Annotated in this window: 14 protein-coding genes and 6 pseudogenes; 10 read left to right on the top strand and 10 right to left on the bottom strand. The window is 68.2% G+C overall.

Annotated elements, in window-relative coordinates; all coding sequences use genetic code 11:
* Nucleotides 1–79: 79 nt before the first annotated feature.
* Nucleotides 80–531 (top strand): annotated as a pseudogene (locus ACWGJM_RS20975) (transposase); the annotation flags it as partial.
* 61 nt (nt 532–592) lie between these two features.
* On the opposite strand, the gene ACWGJM_RS20970 reads toward ACWGJM_RS20975, so the two are convergent.
* The 3 genes and pseudogenes from ACWGJM_RS20970 to ACWGJM_RS20960 all read right to left on the bottom strand — a co-directional run.
* On the bottom strand, nt 593–1,027 hold the full coding sequence (locus ACWGJM_RS20970; protein ID WP_453413181.1) for a VOC family protein: 435 nt from the start codon (nt 1,025–1,027) through the stop codon (nt 593–595).
* A gap of 37 nt (nt 1,028–1,064) precedes the next feature.
* On the bottom strand, nt 1,065–1,952 hold the full coding sequence (locus ACWGJM_RS20965; protein ID WP_453413180.1) for a transposase family protein: 888 nt from the start codon (nt 1,950–1,952) through the stop codon (nt 1,065–1,067).
* Nucleotides 1,952–2,210: pseudogene (locus ACWGJM_RS20960) on the bottom strand (nuclear transport factor 2 family protein); the annotation flags it as partial. The pseudogene ACWGJM_RS20960 and the gene ACWGJM_RS20965, both read right to left, overlap by 1 nt.
* 407 nt (nt 2,211–2,617) lie before the next feature.
* Here ACWGJM_RS20960 and ACWGJM_RS20955 point away from each other — a divergent pair.
* The 3 genes from ACWGJM_RS20955 to ACWGJM_RS20945 all read left to right on the top strand — a co-directional run bounded on the left by ACWGJM_RS20955 (nt 2,618) and on the right by ACWGJM_RS20945 (nt 5,458).
* Complete coding sequence (locus ACWGJM_RS20955; RefSeq protein ID WP_453413179.1) at nt 2,618–3,877, top strand: restriction endonuclease; 1,260 nt, start codon at nt 2,618–2,620, stop codon at nt 3,875–3,877.
* 322 nt (nt 3,878–4,199) lie between these two features.
* Complete coding sequence (locus ACWGJM_RS20950) at nt 4,200–4,793, top strand: hypothetical protein (RefSeq protein ID WP_453413178.1); 594 nt, start codon at nt 4,200–4,202, stop codon at nt 4,791–4,793.
* Nucleotides 4,794–5,173: 380 nt separating this feature from the next.
* Nucleotides 5,174–5,458 carry a hypothetical protein gene (locus tag ACWGJM_RS20945; protein ID WP_453413177.1) on the top strand — a complete coding sequence of 95 codons (285 nt, stop codon included), beginning with the start codon at nt 5,174–5,176 and terminating at the stop codon, nt 5,456–5,458.
* Between the two features lie 177 nt (nt 5,459–5,635).
* Here ACWGJM_RS20945 and ACWGJM_RS20940 read toward each other — a convergent pair whose 3' ends face one another.
* Both ACWGJM_RS20940 and ACWGJM_RS20935 read right to left on the bottom strand, forming a co-directional pair.
* Complete coding sequence (locus ACWGJM_RS20940; protein ID WP_453413176.1) at nt 5,636–7,060, bottom strand: non-reducing end alpha-L-arabinofuranosidase family hydrolase; 1,425 nt, start codon at nt 7,058–7,060, stop codon at nt 5,636–5,638.
* Between the two features lie 494 nt (nt 7,061–7,554).
* Nucleotides 7,555–7,977 carry a hypothetical protein gene (locus tag ACWGJM_RS20935; protein WP_453413186.1) on the bottom strand — a complete coding sequence of 141 codons (423 nt, stop codon included), beginning with the start codon at nt 7,975–7,977 and terminating at the stop codon, nt 7,555–7,557.
* A 559-nt stretch (nt 7,978–8,536) separates the two neighbouring features.
* Between ACWGJM_RS20935 and ACWGJM_RS20930 the strand changes: the two genes are divergently transcribed.
* A complete protein-coding gene (locus ACWGJM_RS20930; protein WP_453413175.1) occupies nt 8,537–10,222 on the top strand; it encodes a ribonuclease J in 1,686 nt (561 codons plus the stop codon).
* A gap of 69 nt (nt 10,223–10,291) precedes the next feature.
* Here the strand turns inward: ACWGJM_RS20930 and ACWGJM_RS20925 are convergent.
* Nucleotides 10,292–10,487, bottom strand: a pseudogene (locus ACWGJM_RS20925) (flavoprotein); the annotation flags it as partial.
* Nucleotides 10,488–10,628: 141 nt separating this feature from the next.
* Here ACWGJM_RS20925 and ACWGJM_RS20920 point away from each other — a divergent pair.
* The 3 genes and pseudogenes from ACWGJM_RS20920 (at nt 10,629) to ACWGJM_RS20910 (ending at nt 13,037) form a co-directional block, all read left to right on the top strand.
* Nucleotides 10,629–11,651 (top strand): DNA-directed RNA polymerase subunit alpha, encoded by a 1,023-nt coding sequence (locus ACWGJM_RS20920; RefSeq protein ID WP_453413174.1) that lies wholly within the window; start codon nt 10,629–10,631, stop codon nt 11,649–11,651.
* Between the two features lie 336 nt (nt 11,652–11,987).
* Nucleotides 11,988–12,456 (top strand): annotated as a pseudogene (locus ACWGJM_RS20915) (aldo/keto reductase); the annotation flags it as partial.
* Nucleotides 12,457–12,494: 38 nt separating this feature from the next.
* On the top strand, nt 12,495–13,037 hold the full coding sequence (locus tag ACWGJM_RS20910) for a GNAT family N-acetyltransferase (RefSeq protein WP_453413173.1): 543 nt from the start codon (nt 12,495–12,497) through the stop codon (nt 13,035–13,037).
* Nucleotides 13,038–13,077: 40 nt separating this feature from the next.
* Here ACWGJM_RS20910 and ACWGJM_RS20905 read toward each other — a convergent pair.
* The 4 genes and pseudogenes from ACWGJM_RS20905 to ACWGJM_RS20890 all read right to left on the bottom strand — a co-directional run.
* A pseudogene (locus ACWGJM_RS20905) lies at nt 13,078–13,582 on the bottom strand (transposase); the annotation flags it as partial.
* A gap of 30 nt (nt 13,583–13,612) precedes the next feature.
* Nucleotides 13,613–13,765 (bottom strand): annotated as a pseudogene (locus ACWGJM_RS20900) (transposase); the annotation flags it as partial.
* 76 nt (nt 13,766–13,841) lie between these two features.
* Nucleotides 13,842–14,447: a dihydrofolate reductase family protein gene (locus ACWGJM_RS20895; protein WP_453413172.1), complete on the bottom strand. Its 606-nt coding sequence runs from the start codon at nt 14,445–14,447 to the stop codon at nt 13,842–13,844.
* Nucleotides 14,448–14,853: 406 nt separating this feature from the next.
* Nucleotides 14,854–15,294 (bottom strand): VOC family protein, encoded by a 441-nt coding sequence (locus ACWGJM_RS20890; protein ID WP_453413171.1) that lies wholly within the window; start codon nt 15,292–15,294, stop codon nt 14,854–14,856.
* A gap of 781 nt (nt 15,295–16,075) precedes the next feature.
* On the opposite strand from ACWGJM_RS20890, the gene ACWGJM_RS20885 reads away from it, so the two are divergent.
* Both ACWGJM_RS20885 and ACWGJM_RS20880 read left to right on the top strand, forming a co-directional pair.
* Nucleotides 16,076–17,680, top strand: a complete 1,605-nt coding sequence (locus tag ACWGJM_RS20885) for an amino acid permease (protein WP_453413170.1) — start codon at nt 16,076–16,078, stop codon at nt 17,678–17,680.
* A 128-nt stretch (nt 17,681–17,808) separates the two neighbouring features.
* Nucleotides 17,809–18,654: an urea amidolyase associated protein UAAP1 gene (locus tag ACWGJM_RS20880; protein WP_453413169.1), complete on the top strand. Its 846-nt coding sequence runs from the start codon at nt 17,809–17,811 to the stop codon at nt 18,652–18,654.
* Nucleotide 18,655 lies beyond the last annotated feature (1 nt).

Genomic DNA, 18,655 nt, shown 5'->3' with positions numbered 1-18,655 from the left:
AGCTACCTCGCCGGCCTCCACCTCCGTGCCTCAATGATCTGGATCAACGACCTGCTGAAGGCAACTGGCTGATCACAACGTCACACAGGCCCTAGTGCCCACGCGGGATCATACGGTTGCCGAGCAGTCGAAGAACTACCGGTACTCGACCAACCACCGGGTCGTCATCGACGCCGATACCCGACTCGTCGTCGCCGTCGGCCGACCGGTCACGGGCAACCGCAACGATTGCAAGGCATGGGAACTTTCCGGTGCGAAGGCCGCCGTCGGCCGGGCCACGGCCATCGCGGACGGCGGCTATCGGGGCACCGGCCTGCTCATCCCGCACCGCCGTGAACGCGGCCAGACCGAACTGCCTGCTGGAGGGAGGAGCACAACACCTCCCACCGCAAGGTCCGCGCCCGCGTCGAGCACGCCTTCGCACGGATGAAGGCATGGAAGATCCTTCGCGACTGCCGTCTGAAAGGCGACGGCGTTCACACCGCCACGCTCGGCATCGCCCGGATGCACAACCTCGCCCTCATGGGGTAACTCCCGCCTCATACGAGACCAGAGCGGCCCTGGGGAGGCTGCTCCCCGGCTCGGAGAGTGCTCAGTCGATACAGAACTCGTTGCCCTCGATGTCCAGCATCGGGATGCACGACTCGTTTTCCTCATCGGCATACAGCGTTTGCACGTGCGTGGCGCCGAGCGCGACCAGTCGTGCGCACTCGGCTTCGAGCGTGGCGAGGCGCTCGTCCCCCACGAGCCCGGTGCCGACCCGGACATCGAGATGCACCCGATTCTTAACGATCTTGCCTTCGGGGATGCGCTGGAAGTACAGTCGCGGGCCCACGCCTGAGGGATCTATGCAGGCGAACCATGAATCCCGCTGCTCAGGTGGCTGCGAAAGCTTGAAATCATCCCAAGTGGCAAACCCCTCTGGCGGCGGCGGTACGACGTACCCCAACACCTCGCACCAGAAACGAGCGAGGCGCTCAGGTTCTGCGCAGTCAAAGGTGACTTGGAACTTCTTGATCGCTGACATCGGCGCACGGTACCGCGTACCAGGGGGACTCTGCCGCTCATTTCCCCAGACGGACCCGCCCGCCACCCGTCGCGCCCTGGGTCACCTTGGACACCAAGTGACCAAACCGGACAGTCCGCGAGAACGACGCGACCGTGGGGACGGAGCGCCCCAGTGGTCCCCAGGATCCAGTCTCAGTCCGGGGCATTCTTCTTGAACTTGCGGGCGGTGGTGTCACTACGCGTCCGCCGGTCTGTGCGCCCAGCCCCTGGTAGCCGGCATCGGCGAGGATCTCGACCGCGGGCCCGCCGTCCAGGAGCTCGACCAGCCCTAACTGGCGGGCGTGGGTGATGTCCGCGCAGCTCGCGGGCCGGGTCGGGCTGCAGAACAGCACGCGTCCCTCGTCGTCCGTGACCACCATGGATTTGACGGCGTTCTGCTTGTTCTTGCTGGAGATGAACTTGTCCCGGCCCTTGCGTCCGGCAGCCGGCCTCCGGACCCGTATCTCGGTGCCGTCGATGATGCCAGTCTTGCCAGTCGCGCCCATATGGTCGACAACTTCGGCCAGGGTCCGCAGCCGCATGTCGGGGCTGATGGTGCACCCCCGCTCGGCGAGCAGGGGCCGCACCTCGTTGATCGCCCGGGTGATGGTGGCGCGGTCCACCCCGAACCAGCAGGCCAGCACGCCGTGAGTGGTCCCATGACGGAGATGGACGAGTGTGGCCAGGAGCCGGTCGACGAACACCAGCCGGTGCTTCGCGCCAGCGCCCACGGCCCGCTGCCGCTTGCGGGAGGCGAGCCTGCTCTGGCGGCGCTGATGCCACAACGGGCCGACTTCGACGACGAGTTCAGCGGTCACATCGGCCGTCAGGCCCGTGATCCGCCGGTTGCTGATGATTACCGCACGAGTCGCGTTCCCCACCACACAGCCGTGATCAACGATCAAGGATCGATGGTCTGGTGGATCGGCAAGGCGGGGAAGTCGTGAAGGTCGATGTGGTCGGGGTACAGGCGCATGTACGCGGCGATGACCTCCTTGCCCTCCAGACGCTTGGGCCAGACGTCGGGAGCGAAGGGGAACTCCATGACGCTTCCTCGGCCCACAGGGCGACCGACGCGGGGATGTTCTTGCCAGCAGCAGTCGCAAGCTGTGGCTCCCGACCCCCAGTACGGGCTCGGGTTCCGCAGCCGCCCTCCGGTGCAAGTCGGCAGGGCCGATCTCGAGGAGGCCGTACGGGACTTCCTCTCGCTGGTGGACTCCGACACCGGACGCATCGAGGCGTCGTGACTCGGGCTGCCCAGTCTGGGGCGCTGGCGCCCGCAGTTCCGCTCCGGCGAGGAAGCCCCCGACTCTCTGGCCCAGAGTGCGTGGTCGATCTTCCTTTCCCGCATGAACCTCTCCAACTCTGTGTCCGACAGTGGGTGCGGAATCAATTACTGTTCGTTCTCCTGCGTACAGGGGCACATTGAGGGGGTTCGGTGGGTAGTGGTAGATGTCCGGTGTGTGGGCGCAAGGCACCGGTGAGCGACGGGGTCATCGGTTACCACGGTCAGGGTGCCGGAGGCTGCCGTGGGCTCGGCCGGACGCCCGCGGACCAGCAGCCTGTGGAGGTGACCGGGACACCGGCAACCGGTGCCGTCGACACCCCGAGCAAGAGGGCACCGCGTTCACCGAGCGATGTCCGCGTCGAGTCGATCTCGGCGGTGCTCGCCGTTGTGATGGCCATCGGAATGCTCGTACTGCTCGTGGGTCTCTTCCTGTCCCCTGCCGTGTGGGCGAGCGGAGCAGCCGTCTTCGTCCTCACCGGATCGGTTCTGTGGCTGCTCGGCAAGACTCCGGCCGGCCGGCGCAACACCGCCCGCTATGAACGCGATGCGGCGCGGTACGCCCGGACGAGGGCCCGTTCTGCCGCACGCGCCGAGCGGGAGCGGCAGGCCGCTGCCACCGAAATCGCGGAGCGCCGCGCACGCGAAGCGGCGCGGGCGCTGCAAAGCGCGGTGCGGGAACTGCTCGATGATCTCCCGGCGCGGGGAACGCCGCAGGGCGAGGCGATAGCCCACTGCCTGGAAAAGACGGTCGAGGCGCGCAATCCACGCCTTCACGCCGAGGCGGAGCGACTGGCCCGTCGGCACGTCGCCGTGGACGAACGGATTCTGTGTGTCGCGCAGTCGGCGACCGAGGGGCTGAAGGAACGCCCCGCCCTGCTGATCCTCACCGACCGAGGAGCGGCCGTATCGGACAAGGGCGTCTCCTACCGGTTCGACCCCCAGCCCGAGGACGTGATCGACGCACCTGAAGCGAGCTGGGGACAGCTGACGGTCGGGGGGTTGGTTTTCTCGTTCTCCCAGAATCCGCGCCTGCGAGTCGCTCTGGCGGCCCGGGAAGAGGCCGCGGCGGCCGCCCCGTCCACTGCCGCAGCCCATCGCCCCGTACAACGGCTGATCCGGGACGCCCGGGACGCGGAACTCGCTGCCGTCGACTGGATGCGCTATCTGGGCTTCACCGATGCCGTGGCCACTCCCGTCGGTGCGGACGAAGGCATCGACGTCCTTGCCGAGCGCGCTGTGGCTCAGGTGAAGAAGGAAGGAAGCCCGACCACCCGTCCCACCGTCCAGCAACTTCACGGCGTAGCGGCCGCCAAGCAGCGTTCCGCGCTGTTCTTTTCAATGGCCGGCTACACCCCGCCGGCCATCGCGTGGGCATCTCAGCAGGGAATCGCACTGTTCCAGTACGACCTGCAGGGAACACCACAACCCGTCAACCCGCCTGCCCTCCGCCTGCTGGAAGCAGCCGACGAGCAGGCGAGCCGCACTGCGGACGCTCCCGCAGCCACCCCAGCAGACACCACCGGCGGCGCTGCGGCGCCCTAGTTGTGTTGCCCTGTGAGATTGGGGACGCGGCTGGCGGGTGGTTGGCCCTTCAGTGCCCCTGTGTACCGCCCGCCGGCAGGGCGTGAACGGCGCGCTGTTTGGCGGCGATCGCCTTCGCGACGACTTCGCCGTCTCGCACCGCGAGCCCGCTGAGCTTGGACGAGTAACTCAGCCACGGCGTCCCGGAGTTCTTCCGGCCCCTGACGTGGTGGCGCCAGGCCGGCCGCGAGCGAGGTTTGCCGCCGAAGGCTGACCGGGGTGGTGTGGCCGGATGAGTAGAAGTACTCATGACGCTCACCGAGCTGCGGGGAAGGATCGGGGGATGACGACGCCAAGGAAGACGAGAGCCCGGCTCGGGATGCTGCCGTTGGCGGTGATTGCCCTGCTGGCGGCGGGGTGCGGAACGCAGCGGGCAGGCGACACCGCCGACGCGTACCGGCGTTCGCATCCAACGCCGACCGGCATATCGACGCCGAGTACACCAGCGGACTTCCCCTGCCCCGGCGAGAGCCCGAAGCGGACCGCGCCCACGGCCGCCACTACCCCCAGCTCAACCGTGCCGCCGACCGACCACTACGCCGAAAACCACGGCTTCACAGTTCCCATCCCGCTCCACGGCCAGAGCCGCTGCGACGGACTCACCGCCGTCGGACGCGTCAAGAGTGCACTCGAACCGCTGCGCCAGCGCGGCGACTTCGCCCCGGACAAGGTCCGCAACGCGCTCACCAGCCTCGGTTACTCCGCCGGGAAGGTGCAGGCGTACCAGGACGGGTCCGCCGGGGTCGGCTTCCTCATCGACATCGGCGCCTCTCCCTGGTGCGTGGAGGGCACGATGAGCAGTGACTCCACCAAGGCGGATGCCTTCGGCGGCTACCCCGACGGCACAGGCTGCGAGCCCCCGAGCGGCGGCCACTGACCACAGCCTCCGCCAGTGGCGAACCATCAACATTCGCTGTCACACGTCACTGAAGTCATGAGCGCACCGGGAAGCCGCGCCCATATCGGGCATGCGGGCGGCCGCTGTCGCGTGGCCGGGCGGCGGCGTGACAGTCGGCGTGATGGCCGCCGACTGTCGACTCCGACTCCGCCCACGTGGCGACCACGAGCGTCTCCGGGCGGCCCGTCATGACGCGGTCCCCGCGCAGCCCCCGGTGCCGACCTCGTACGCGCGGGCGAGCACCGCGTCGAAGGCGAACGCGGCCGCCGGGTCGGACTCGGACCGTCGGCCCACAACCGCCCGCTCGTCACCGCTGAGCGAGTCCAGCAGGCCGTACGGGCCAGCGTGCCCATAAGGGCGTGGCGCAAGACGTCCGGGGCGAGAGCGGCGCGGCGGCCGGCTCCGGCTTCCTGCTGCTGGCGGCGCTGCTCGTCCTGCAGCTGCTGCACGCGTTCGTCTTCGGCGTCGGCGGCGAGCTCGTCCTGGACGACAGCGTCGGCCTCCGGGCCGTAGACGCCACCGGTGGTGACGACGCCTCGAGGAGGGTGACGGCGAGGACGACACGGACAGGTCGAGCCCGGATGGAACTTGCGGAATGCACGGCACGTCACGCCCGGCAAGCGGTGTCCCCGGTGGCGTCGTAGTGCTCGGTCCGTACCCACGATGAAAGTCCCACAAAAGAGAGGAACCCCAGTCGGCGCAGGGCTGGGGTTCCTGGAGGTGGTGCGTACCGGTCAGCAGGTGGAGTCGCCCACGCAGTAAACCGCTCGTCTACGCGTCGGCGGACCGCACCACATCGCGATCACCGTGAATCAGGCAGGTCAGCGCTGCAGGGTGAGGACACCCGGCCGCCACGGCAGTTGGTCGTAGGGGCCGCCCGCGGTGGGGGACTTGCCCTGGTAGAGGAACTGCAGGTTGCAGGGGTCGATGGTCATGGTCTGGTCGGGGTTGTTGCGGACCAGGTCACCGTGGCTGATGTCGTTGGTCCAGGTGGCACCGCTGTTGGCCTTGCCCGCGAAGGGGTTGCTCTCGCTGCTGGCCTGCGGGGTCCACGAACCGCTCAGGCTGGAGGCCGTGAACGAGCGGAAGTAGCGCCCGTTCGCACCTATCGCCTCAACGATCATGAGGTACTGGTTCTGGTCCTGAACCTTGTAGACCTGCACCGCCTCGAACAGGTTGTTCGTCGAGTCGCTCATGACCGTCGTGTACGACGAGCCGAAGCTGCCAGGGAAGTTCCCGATCGGCATGCTGGCCCGGTAGATCTTGCCGTTGTCACCGGCGAAGAACAGGTACATGTTCTGACCGTCACCGATCAGGGTCTGGTCGATCGGGGCGGAGTTGGGGATGCTGCCGGTGAACAGCGGCTGCGGCGAGGACCAGCCGTTGGGGTTGGTGGGGTCGCTCGACGTGCGGTAGAAGAAGGGCCACGCACCCCACTGGGACGCCAGCACCCAGACGTTCTTGGGCGCGAAGTAGAACAGCGTGGGCGCCACCGTGGACTGGCTCATCCCGGTCTGGCCGGCCGACGCCATGTCCGACCAGTTCGTGAAGGGACTGAACGCCATCGAGCCGTACCCCGATCCCGACACGTTCGACGCGTAGACCAGGTGCTTGCCGTTGTACACCACGTTGGAGAAGTCCTTCAGCGACACCCACCCGTTCGCCGGCTGCGCCAACGCACCCGTCGACGTCCACCGGTACGTCGACGGAAGAGAACACGTGCCGCCCCCCGGCGGGGTCGACGTCCCGGACAGGCCCGTCCACTTCTGGTTGCTGCCGCCGTTGCACGTCCAGATCTCCACCGCCGTGCCGTTGGCCGTGCCGGAGCCCGTGACGTCCAGGCACAGCCCGGACTCCACGCCGACGATCGTGCCGTCGGAGTTCACCCGCCACTGCTGGTTCGCGCCGCCGCTACAGGTCCAGATCTGCACCCGGGTACCGGCCGCGGTGGCGTGGCCCGGAACATCCAGGCACTTGTTGCCGTACACGGTCAGCTGGTTGCTGTCCGTCAACGTCCACTGCTGGTTGGTCCCGCCCGAGCAGTCCCAGATCTGCAGGTACGTGCCGTCGGTCTGGCTGGCGTTCGGCACATCGAGACACCGGCCGGAACCAATACCGCGCAAGGCGCCGCCGGTGGCCGCCTGAGCCGGGCTGGCGACGAGTGTCGCCGCCAACGCGACCAGGGCCGCGACCGCAGCGGCGAGCACCACAGACAGATGTCTGCGGCTGGAACTTCGTCTGCGCATGGGGACCTCGTAATCCTTGAGTAAGCGGTTCCGGTTGGCCCCGTCAGAGGCTGTCCGGACTGTCGATGTGGTGCGGTTCGTAGCGGTCCGTGGGCACCGCGCCGCCCCCCTCGCGGCTTCCCGGTCCTGCGAGACCTTCTGAAAGACCGGTGGCGCCCGGCGTCTTCGGGCTACTGCGAAACGCACCGGCCTGTGTCGGACGTTGATCGTCGTGGTGCAGGCCCGCCGCAGGGTGACCCCACGCACTCCGCGAGCCGTCCGAGCTGCGGCGCGGGAGGCGCACGACGACGGGAGAAGGATTGGCGAGGCCATGACATATGCATCGTGCGACACGCTCCTTGCGGCTCGGCCGTTGCGGTGGGCGTGACCCGGAGGCGTCCTGTTGTGCGAGTGGAGCGGCTTGAGGTGTGTTCGTTATACCGAACAAGGGTCGAAGTGTCGGGCAATCTGGATAATAGGGAACCGGTGAACGGCGTCAATACCTCTCGCATGGTTCACGAGCAACACCGAAACATTCGCAGGGCTTTATGAGTGAAACGCCGCAGGTCAAGCCGATCGAGAACGGCCGCACTGTGCGGATGGACAGCGGAGCGGGGCCGGTTTCGCAGACGGCGTCGACATTGCCGGTCGCCTCTCCAGTATCCGTACCACCCCGACTTTCCGAATAGCGTCCGAAATTTCGAAGCCCCTTCAGGTGATCCCTTGCCGGTCACCGCGTCTGTGACGGCCTCCTCCCACCCCACCGCCACGGCCGCGTCAGGCAGCCCGGCACTCACACCGCCGCTGGGGGGGAACAGCTGGAACAGCTGGTCGGCGAACTCCATGACGTACGCAGCCGCGGCCGCCGCGTGGATCTCTTCGTCGGTGGCGCCGGGCCGGGCGAAGGCGATGTTGTCCCGCAGGCTGCGGTGGAACATGGCGGGTTCCTGCGGGACGCAGACCCGCATCCGAAGATCGACACATCCGTAACCAGACGCCCGGGCCCACTCTCACACGAGTCAGACCCCGGCGCGGGACAGCACCCGCCGATTCTCCCCGCATAGCCGCCCCAACGACGGCGCACGTCCGAAAGTCCCATTCCCCAGGGGACCTCATGTGCTGGCTGCTGCCGTTTGGCTATGGGGTGGCAAGCGCTGCTGCCGGTCGCGTACATAGGGGGTCCCGTTGGCCGCAGCAAGCAGCGGAGCTGCCAGTGGCGGGTGGCAGCATCGGACGCATGACGCACACCAGCGCATGGCGGCCAGGAGGCAGCCGAATCCGGGCGGCATGACAACGTGCACGAGAGCTTCTCGCACACGCCTGGCGTACGCTTGCGCGCGGCAAGCAGTACCGCCTTCAACGTTTCCTGTCCCGGCCGTCGGCATGAGCCGAAGGTTCCAAGGGCACAGGGCACCCGTCACGGGCACCCCTCCGCCGAGAAGCAGAGACATCGAACAGGCAATGGATCACCTTTCCAACCTGCGGTAGCGTCAAGGCATGAGTCATCCGCACCCCGAGCTGAAAGCCGCCCCGCCCCTTCCCGCAGCAGGACTGCGGGTCATCGCTTTGGGCGGCCTGGGTGAGATCGGCCGCAATATGACCGTCTTCGAGCATGCGGGCAAGCTGCTGATCGTCGACTGCGGCGTGCTGTTCCCCGAAGAGACCCAGCCCGGCGTGGACGTCATCCTGCCGGACTTCACCTCGATCCGGGACCGGCTGGACGACATCGTGGCCGTGGTACTCACCCACGGCCACGAGGACCACATCGGCGGCGTGCCGTACCTGCTGCGCGAGCGGTCCGACATTCCCGTCGTCGGCTCCAAGCTGACGCTGGCGTTCCTGGAGGCCAAGCTCAAGGAACACGGCATCCGGCCGCGCACGGTGCGGGTGCGGGAGGGCGACCGGCGCGGCTTCGGGCCCTTCGACTGCGAGTTCGTGGCGGTCAACCACTCCATCCCCGACAGCCTCGCGGTCGCGATCCGCACCCGGGCCGGGATGGTGCTGCACACCGGCGACTTCAAGATGGACCAGTTCCCTCTCGACGACCGCATCACCGATCTGCGCGCCTTCGCCCGCCTGGGCGAGGAAGGCGTCGACCTGTTCCTCACCGACTCCACCAACGCCGAAGTACCCGGCTTCACCACCTCCGAGCGTGAGCTGAACCCGGCGATCGAGCAGGTGATGCGCACCGCGCCGCGCCGGGTCATCGTCTCCAGCTTCGCCAGCCATGTGCACCGCATCCAGCAGATCCTGGACGCCGCCCACCAGCACGGCCGCAAGGTCGCCTTCGTCGGCCGGTCGATGGTCCGCAACATGGGCATCGCCCGTGACCTGGGCTATCTGAAGGTCCCGTCCGGTCTGGTGGTGAGCACGAAGGAGCTGGAGAAGCTCCCGGACCACAAGATCACTCTGGTGTGCACCGGCTCCCAGGGCGAACCGATGGCCGCGCTGTCACGGATGGCCAACCGTGACCACATGATCCGCATCGGCAAGGGCGACACCGTCCTGCTCGCCAGCTCCCTCATCCCGGGCAACGAGAACGCCATCTACCGGGTGATCAACGGACTCACCCGGTGGGGCGCTCACGTGGTCCACAAGGGCAACGCCAAGGTGCACGTCTCCGGGCACGCCAGCGCCGGCGAACTCGTGTACTGCTACAACATCGTCAAACCCCGCAACGTCATGCCCGTGCACGGCGAATGGCGCCACCTGCGGGCCAACGGCGACCTCGCCATCCGTACCGGTGTCGACCCCGACCGGGTCGTCATCGCCGAGGACGGCGTCGTCGTCGACCTCGTCGACGGGCGCGCGTCCATCACCGGCAAGGTGCCCGCCGGCAACGTCTACGTGGACGGCATGGAAGTCGGCGGCGCCACCGAAGCCTCCCTCAAGGACCGCCTCACCCTCGCCGCCGAAGGCGTGGTCACGGTGGTGGCGATCGTCGACGCAGACACCGGCGCCCTCGCCGAGGCGCCCGACTTCCTGGCCCGCGGCTTCGTCCACGACGACACCACCTTCGAGCCGGTCATCCCCGTCATCGAGAAGACCCTGGCCACCGCGGCCGAGGAAGGCGTCGGGGACGCGCACCAACTCGAACAGCTCCTCGCCCGCGCCGTGGCGAACTGGGCGTTCCGCACCCACCGCCGCAAGCCCCTCATCATCCCCGTCATCATCGACGCCTGAGCCACAGCCCGGCAGCACTGTCCCCGGTTCCGGTCGCGGCCCCGCGAGCATCGAGGTCGGGCACGGGAGTCAGCAGCCACCCGAGGAGGCCGGGGTGGCAACGCCGGTCTGCGGGGTGGTCAGGGCCCCGTAGCAGCCGCCGCCCGTGCCAGCCTGAGCTGCCTCGGAGCTCGTCAATCATGCCCGCGCCGCCGCATACTCCGCTCTCCGGCAGGGTCAACTCGACACGCCCAGCGGCGTCCTGGTCGCCGGCGAGGGCGGCGGAGCGGGGCCCCCGAAGCCTCCTGGCTGAGTTGGGAGACGGGCGGTTCGGCCTCGCCGGACACCGAATCGCCCGTATGGCCCGTACCCTTCGTGGTGTCAACGGCGTCACAAACGGGCGCCAAATCACTGGAGGCAACACCCCGTGCTGATTGCTCAGCGTCCGTCCCTCACTGAAGAGGTCGTCGACGAGTTCCGCTCCCGGTTCGTGATCGAGCCGCTGGAGCCGGGCTTCGGCTACACCCTCGGCAACTCGCTCCGCCGCACCCTCCTGTCGTCGATCCCCGGTGCCGCTGTCACCAGCATCCGCATCGACGGCGTCCTGCACGAGTTCACCACCGTGCCGGGCGTCAAGGAGGACATCACCGACCTGATCCTCAACATCAAGCAGCTGGTCGTCTCCTCGGAGCACGACGAGCCGGTCGTGATGTACCTGCGCAAGCAGGGTCCGGGTCTGGTCACCGCCGCCGACATCGCGCCCCCGGCCGGTGTCGAGGTGCACAACCCCGACCTCGTCCTCGCCACGCTCAACGGCAAGGGCAAGCTGGAGATGGAGCTGACGGTCGAGCGTGGCCGCGGCTACGTCTCCGCCGTGCAGAACAAGCAGGTGGGCCAGGAGATCGGCCGTATCCCGGTCGACTCGATCTACTCGCCGGTTCTGAAGGTCACGTACAAGGTCGAGGCCACGCGTGTCGAGCAGCGCACCGACTTCGACAAGCTGATCGTCGACGTCGAGACCAAGCAGGCGATGCGTCCGCGTGACGCCATGGCCTCCGCCGGCAAGACGCTGGTCGAGCTGTTCGGTCTCGCCCGCGAGCTGAACATCGACGCCGAGGGCATCGACATGGGCCCGTCCCCCACGGACGCCGCCCTCGCCGCCGATCTCGCCCTGCCGATCGAGGAGCTCGAGCTCACCGTCCGCTCTTACAACTGCCTCAAGCGAGAGGGAGTCCACTCCGTGGGCGAGCTCCTGGCGCGCTCCGAGGCCGACCTCATGGACATCCGCAACTTCGGTGCGAAGTCCATCGACGAGGTCAAGGCGAAGCTGGCCGGCCTGGGCCTGGGCCTCAAGGACAGCCCGCCCGGATTCGACCCCACCGCCGCTGCCGACGCCTTCGGCGCGAACAACGACACGGACGGCGGTTTCGTGGAGACCGAACAGTACTGAACGCTGCGCTGCGCCCGGGCAGGGAACCTCCACACAGTCCCTGCCCGCCGGGCGTTCTCACCCGGGTCCACGCCTGCGCACAAGCCCGGGCGAAGGCGACCGACTGCAAAGCGGCGCGGCCCCTACGGTGAGCCGGCGGGATGATGCCGGCGTGAGCGCCAGCCGATAGCCAGCCAGCTCCAGGGGCGGGACGAGTTTCCCAGGGTGAGCGGCTCGTCGTGGTCCTGACCAACTTGACCCAGGCGTACATGCTGGTCAGCGACCCAGAAGGGGTTCCGGGAGCCATCTCGCCCGCCGGGGCCGTGACGGCCCCGGGACCCGCCCGTCCCGAGGGCGGACGCCCTGGGTCCCCGGTCCGGCTCGATCGCCGAGCCCTTCGAGACCCGTCGAACTCCAGCAGGGCCTGATCCGGCACCTCGGAGTGAGTGACGCGATGGCGGAACAGGTCGCCGAGGCGCAGGCGATCGCGCCAATCGTGTGCGTGCAGAGCATGTACAACCTCGCCCACCGTCAGGACGACGAGCTGATCGACGTTCTCGCGGACAAGGGCATTGTCTACGTGCCTTTCTTCCCACTGCAGTCCACGGCGCTTTCCGCCGTGGCCACCCGGCTGGACGCGACGCCGATGTCGGTTGCCCTGGCCTGGCTGCTGCGGCGGTCGCAGAACATCCTGCTCATTCCCGGCACCTCGTCGGTGGCGCACCTGCGCGAGAATGTCGTCGGCGCGGGACTCTCGCTCTCTGACGAGGAACTCGCTGAATTGGACGAGATCGGCCGTAGGACGTGTATCGAAAGTGCCTGGTGAGGATGACGGAGAGCCCATTTGTGATCCAGAATGATTGGATGGTCACGCTTGAGACTCCCCGTTTGATCCTGCGTCGCTGGCGCGAGGAAGACGTTGCGCCCATGGCTGCCGTCAATGCCGACCCCGAGGTCATGCGGTGGATCCGTGACGGCAGCGTCCGTGACGAACAGCAGACTCGCGGCGGGGTCCAGGCATGGGAAAGCGAGTGGGAGTCACAGGGCTTCGGCCTGTTCGCCGTGGAGATCCGGTCCACTGGCGAGCTGGCCGGATTCACCGGCCTTTCGGTGCCCGACTTCTTGCCGGAGGTACTGCCGGCGGTTGAGGTCGGCTGGCGGCTGGGACGTTCCCACTGGGGGCAGGGCTTGGCCACCGAGGCCGCTGCGGCCGCTGTACGGTTCGGGTTCGAAGAGCGAGGGCTGGAGCGGATCATCAGCATCACTCAAGTGGGCAACGACGCCTCCGAACGGATCATGACCAAACTGGGGATGCATCCGGTCCGTGAGACCGTCAATCCCACCTGCGGTCGGCGAGTACGGGTGTTCGAGTTGTCGTCGGACCAGTACGTCACAACCACTCGTTGACGGCGGCAACGAGGACGGTAACCTCGCAGCGGACCGCGAGTTTGTCGTACTTGGTGGCCACGGCTCGATGTCTCTTGAAGCAATTGATGCCGCACTCGACCGCGTGCCGCGCCCTGCAGTCCTCCGGGTCGAACTTCGGTGGCCGGCCACCGCTGGACCCGCGCTTCTTGCGGTTGCGGACCTGGTCGGCCTTGTCCGGAATGGTGCAGCGGATACCGCGACGCCGCAGGTAGGCGCGGTTCTTGTGGGACGCGTACGCCTTGTCCCCTGCGACCGTGTCCGGGCGGGTGCCGGGACGCCCGGCGGGCCCGCGGACGCGCACCTTGTCCAGTACGGGGATGAACTGCGGGCCGTAGACGGCCTGCCCAGCGGTCAAGACGGAAGCCAGCGGACGGCACCTGCGGTCGGCGGCGAGGTGGACCTTTCTGGTCTGCCCGCCCCGGGAGCGTCCCAGGAGTGCGGACTTCAGCCGGATTTGCGACGGCGCCGGATGCGCCGTCGCTCTTCCCGCCCGGGATCGTCTTCGGCCTTCCGCCCGCTTTGCTCTTCGCAACCGCCCCCTTTTTCGAGTCGGCGGGCATTTCCCGCCGCTGCCCGCCCGTCCGAAACCGCCACAGCACCCCCTCGAATTGCTGCCGCAGCCGCACCGGATACGGGCCATACTCGCCGATCGACAGGCACGGCTCGATGAACTCCCATTCCACATCGGCCAGTTGCGCACGTGTCATGCAAGACGGTCTACCGGATCGAAGATCAGCGCGAGAGGAAATCCCGCTCATTGATCACGACCCGATACGCGCCCTACTAGTAGCTGTCGTAGCTGGGCTTACCGTTCGGCCGGTAGACGCCGACGATGGTGCCGCCCTTCGTCGTCGAGACGCTGACCGGCACCAGCGCAGTGGGGATCGCTCCGTCGGCGAACAGCCGCTTGCCGGTGCCGATGATCACCGGATGGATGGTCAGCCGGTACTCGTCGACGAGGCCGTGCTGCATGAGGGTCTGGGCGAGGTCGCCGCTGCCGACGACGTTGACGTTGCCACCGTCGGACGCCTTCAGCTTGCGTACGGCATCGACGATGTCGCCCTCCAGCAGCGTGGAGTTCTGCCACTCGACGGACGTCAGGGTCCGAGACGCCACGTACTTGCGCATGCTGTTCATCCGATTGGTGAACGGGTTGTCGGGATCGGCGGTCGGCCAGTACGACGCGAAGATCTCGTACGTCTTGCGGCCGAGCAGCATCGCGTCGGACTGCTCGTACCAACCGGCGATGGCCGTGCCGACCTCGTCGTCGGCCACCGGTTTCTGCCAGCCGCCGTGCTCGAAGCCGCTCTCAGCGTCCTCGTCCGGACCGCCCGGCGCTTGCATGACGCCGTCCAGCGTCAGGAACGTGCAAACGATGATCTCGCGCATGGTGCGCTCCCTTCGTCGACGGGTAGACCGCACAACCGCCGGAAACTCATCGGCGGAACCTCCGCAGCGCCGGGCTGCAGTGACTGGCTGCCGGGCGACTGCTCCTTGCTCGACGGGGCTGCCGGTGGTCGACGTGGAAGGCATCACCGCATGCCGTGGTCCTTGCCCGAGCCGATGCTGACCGTGGCCGTCGAAAGCCCTGCCCTGCACACCGGGTGGGCGGCGGAGCCGAAATGGGGTGACGATGTGCGACCCGTTCCAGGTGAAGGCGATCGGTGCGTTGCGCGGGGTTCCGTCCTTGGCGACGTAGGCCAGGCGGGTCACGTCACGGGCCAGCAGCTCCTGGCTGATCGGGCGGTTCAGAACCTAATGATCTTGTTCGGCTGCATGGTTCGGTTTCTCCTTCTCAGCGCAGTTGCTCGGCCAGTCCGACGATGATGCCCTCCGGGCCGCGGATGTAGCAGAGCAGATAGCTGTCCTCGAACCGGGCGATCTCGCCGACGAGTTCGGCGCCGTGAGGGCGCAGGCGGGCAACGGTGTCCTCGATGTCGTCGACGGCGAACATGATGCGGTGCGTGCCCAGAATGTTGTGCGGCCGGTTGCGCGGCCCGGCGCTGATCACCGCGGGGCTGCGGTACTTCGCCAGCTCGAGCCGGCTGTGACCGTCCGGGGTCCGGACCATCGCGATGTCACAGCGGACGCCGTCGAGTCCGGTGCACTGGTCGGCGAAGAGGCCCTCGACCTCCGCCCTGCCCTCCAGCTCCATACCGAGTTCCACGAAGAACGCGATGGCGGCATCCATGTCCTCGACGACGATGCCGATGTTGTCCATCCGCTGAATCGCCATGCTGGTTTCTCCGTCTTCCTCTTGCGGCCGGTGGTGGCCGCTGATGTCCCTGGGACGGAGCCGGTGGCACGTTCTCGACATCCTCAGACCGCCGAACTCCGAAAAATCTGGATCGCGCCTCAGCACGGCTAGAGCAGACCCGCGAGCCAGGCGCCATCACCGAGGGTAAGTGCGGCGAAGGTGGCCGCTCCCATGAAGACGATCAGCCGCAGTGTGCCGTCCCCGCTTTTCGATGCTTCCTCGACGATTCGCAGCGTGCGCGCTTGAGCATTGCCCAGCCCGGCCGCACCGCGTCAATGAACACCGAGCCGCCTCCGCCATGCCAAGGGCGGTGATAGCCGGGCCCGCACCGGTGATGAAGGGCAGATCAGAGACAGCACGATACGTGGACAACTGCGCCCTGGAGCCGATCTGGGCCAGAACCCAGCTGGTACTGGCGGAAAGCAGGAGGAGAGTTCCGGCGACCGTAGCCAGCGCGCGGACGACGTCCGGGCGTCGCTGCCGTACCTGCGGACGAGCGCGGTCAGACAGGGGACGAACGCCGGCAGCGCGAGGGCGGACAGCCCCTGGAGCAGGCCCAGATGCGGAAGGACGCGGCGATGGAATGGCGCACGCAGCACCGTTTCGTCCTGCACCTACGTCCCCGCCCGCACGAACGCGTGTTCCGTTCGCGGCGGATACATGAAGTTAACTCCGGGGACTCGGGGGTGAGACCGGTCCGGCCCACCATCGCAATACCTGTCGATCGACAGGTATCCCTCGATCGACCGGAGGTACGGTGATGAGCGGGCCCCAAATCCCCCCTGGGCAGAGCCCTGACGGCGGTGTCACGACCCTTGCCGCCCCCGTCGGCTACCAGCAGGAACTGCGCCGCGGAGTCGGCGGCTTCGCGTCGTTCGCCGCGGGCTTCTCCTTCGTGTCGATCCTGACCACTGTCTTCCAGCTCTTCGGCCTCGGCTACGGTCTCGGCGGCGCGGCCTTCTTCTGGACGTGGCCGCTGGTCTTCGCGGGTCAGTTGCTGGTCGCGCTCTGTTTCGCCGAACTGGCGGCGCGCTGGCCCATATCGGGGGCGGTCTACCAGTGGTCGAGCCGGCTGGCCGGCACCACGGTGGGCTGGTTCGTCGGCTGGATCATGATCATCGGGCAGGTTCTCACCGTCGCGGCGGCCGCGATCGCGGCGCAGGCCGTGCTGCCGGGCATCTGGTCGGGGTTCCAGATCGTCGGCGGACCGGGCGCCGATCCCTCGGTAGGGTCCCCGACCGGCGCGCAGAACGCGGTGCTCCTGGGCTGCGTACTGCTGGTGATCACCACGGTGGTGAACATCCTGGGCATCCGCCAGATGGCCGCCGCCACCAGCTTCGGCGTCACGGTCGAGATCCTCGGTGTGGTCGCGCTGGTGCTGGTGCTGTTCTTCCTTCCCGAGCGGGGGCCGCAGGTGGTGGTCCATCACACCGGCTGGGCCGGCCACGATGGCTATGCCGGGGCCTTTCTCGCGTCCTCGCTGATGGCGGCGTACGTCATGGTCGGCTTCGACTCGGCGGGCGAGCTGGCGGAGGAGACCCACAGTCCGCGCCGGACCACGCCCCGGACCATCCTGCGGGCGCTGGTCACGTCGGGCGTCGGCGGCGCGCTGCTGATACTCGCCGGGCTGATGGCGGCACGCAGCCTGACCGACGGCAAGCTGGCCGCGGGCGGTCTTTCCTGGGTGCTCACCGACCGGCTCGGCGGGGTGCTGGGCCGACTGCTGCTGTGCTGCGTGGCGGTCGCAGTGTTCGCGTGCACCCTGGCCGTGCAGACCTCGGGGGCACGGATGATGTACTCCATGGCGCGCGAGGGCGCCCTGCCGTTCCACCGGCACCTCGGAAAGGTCTCGGCCCGCACGGGTACGCCGGTCATCACGTCGATCGTGGTGGGCGCCGGTGCAGCGATCGCGCTCCTGGTCGACGTCCGGCAGTCGGCGATCTTCACCGCCCTCTCCAGCCTCTGCATCGCCATGCTGTACCTGGCCTACCTGGGCGTGACGCTTCCGCTGCTCATCGCGCGGATCCGGCACCGGGGCGCGGGCGGGCTTCCGCGCGGCATCGACGAGACGGGGCGGCACCTGTTCTCGATGGGGCCCTGGGGAATTGCGGTCAACGCGGCAGCGGTGCTCTACCAGGCCGGTATGACGCTCAACCTGATCTGGCCCCGTGCCGAGATCTACGACCTCACCGGCGGCACGTGGTGGCTGCGGTGGAGCGCACTGCTCTTCATCGGGCTGAGCCTCGCCGTCGGTGCCGCCTACTTCGTCGCCCGCCGACTGCACCGCCGTATCGAGCTGAGGCACGTACCCCACACGCACACCGAGCTGCCCGCCGGGGCCCGCACCGTCACCGAGCCGGCCTGACGGATCCGGTGGCGCCGCGGGCGACGCGCCCCGGCGCACCGGTCAAGCACCGGTCGAGCACCGGTCGAGCGCCGATCACCACCGACGACGTACCGACGACCCACCGACGAGAGGATGACGGGACATCCATGACCACGCGCGATCTGCACCTGACCGACAGCGTCCGCAGCGCCCGCGACGACGCCCGTGCCCAGAGCGGCCAGGGCAGTGCGTGGATGCCGTACCTTCCGGCGTCCGGCAGCCCGTACCGCCCGCCGGGGGTGGAACCGGCCGCGCTGGTGTGGGCGGAGACGGTGGCACCCGGCGGCTACACGCACAAGGTCCTCGCCCGCGGCAGCCGGCTGCGGTTCGACGACCCGACCGGTGACGCCTGTGCCCACCTGCTGCTCTTCAACGCGCTGGAACCGGTCGAGCGGCTCAACGTCGCCGACACCCTGAAGATCCCATGGCAGGCCTACCTGGGCGAGAACCACCCGCTGCTGTCCGGTGACGGCCGGGTCCTGGCCGTCGTCAGCGGTGACTCCTCCGGCCGGCACGACGCCTTCTGCGGCACCACCACCGACGCCTGGAACGAGCGCAAGTACGGCGACGCCCGGCCCGAGGGGCCGTCCCCGTCCGGCCGTTCCCTCTTCCTGAAGGCCGCCGCCAAGCACGGTCTGGGCCGGCGCGATCTGCCGCCCAGCCTGTCCTTCTTCCAGGGCGTACGCGTCGAGGCGGACGGCACCCTCGCCTGGCGAGGCGGTGCCGGCCCCGGCACGCACGTCGAACTCGTCGCGGAGATGCCACTGCTGGTGCTGGTCGCCAATGTGGCCCACCCGCTGGATCCGCGCCCGAACTACGTCGTCGGGCCGCTGCGGGTGCACGCCTGGCGCGGCGCCCCGACCGGCCCGGACGGCCCGCGGTTCACCGCCACACCGGAACTGCGCCGGGCGTACCTGAACACCGTCGACTACTGCGAAGCCCGGGGACTGTGAC

The organism is Streptomyces sp. NPDC054834 (genome assembly GCF_053611185.1).
The sequence above is the reverse complement of the archived record's forward strand: the minus strand, read 5'-3'. Positions and strand labels throughout refer to the sequence as shown.

Excerpts from the sequence above, each read along its gene's own strand:
- ACWGJM_RS20935 (WP_453413186.1), bottom strand. The coding sequence starts at position 7,977 with ATGTTCCACCGCAGCCTGCGGGACAACATCGCCTTCGCCCGGCCCGGC.
- ACWGJM_RS20880 (WP_453413169.1), top strand. The coding sequence starts at position 17,809 with ATGACCACGCGCGATCTGCACCTGACCGACAGCGTCCGCAGCGCCCGC.
- ACWGJM_RS20890 (WP_453413171.1), bottom strand. The coding sequence starts at position 15,294 with ATGGCGATTCAGCGGATGGACAACATCGGCATCGTCGTCGAGGACATG.
- ACWGJM_RS20930 (WP_453413175.1), top strand. The coding sequence starts at position 8,537 with ATGAGTCATCCGCACCCCGAGCTGAAAGCCGCCCCGCCCCTTCCCGCA.
- ACWGJM_RS20970 (WP_453413181.1), bottom strand. The coding sequence starts at position 1,027 with ATGTCAGCGATCAAGAAGTTCCAAGTCACCTTTGACTGCGCAGAACCT.
- ACWGJM_RS20910 (WP_453413173.1), top strand. The coding sequence starts at position 12,495 with ATGGTCACGCTTGAGACTCCCCGTTTGATCCTGCGTCGCTGGCGCGAG.
- ACWGJM_RS20885 (WP_453413170.1), top strand. The coding sequence starts at position 16,076 with ATGAGCGGGCCCCAAATCCCCCCTGGGCAGAGCCCTGACGGCGGTGTC.
- ACWGJM_RS20950 (WP_453413178.1), top strand. The coding sequence starts at position 4,200 with ATGACGACGCCAAGGAAGACGAGAGCCCGGCTCGGGATGCTGCCGTTG.
- ACWGJM_RS20940 (WP_453413176.1), bottom strand. The coding sequence starts at position 7,060 with ATGCGCAGACGAAGTTCCAGCCGCAGACATCTGTCTGTGGTGCTCGCC.
- ACWGJM_RS20895 (WP_453413172.1), bottom strand. The coding sequence starts at position 14,447 with ATGCGCGAGATCATCGTTTGCACGTTCCTGACGCTGGACGGCGTCATG.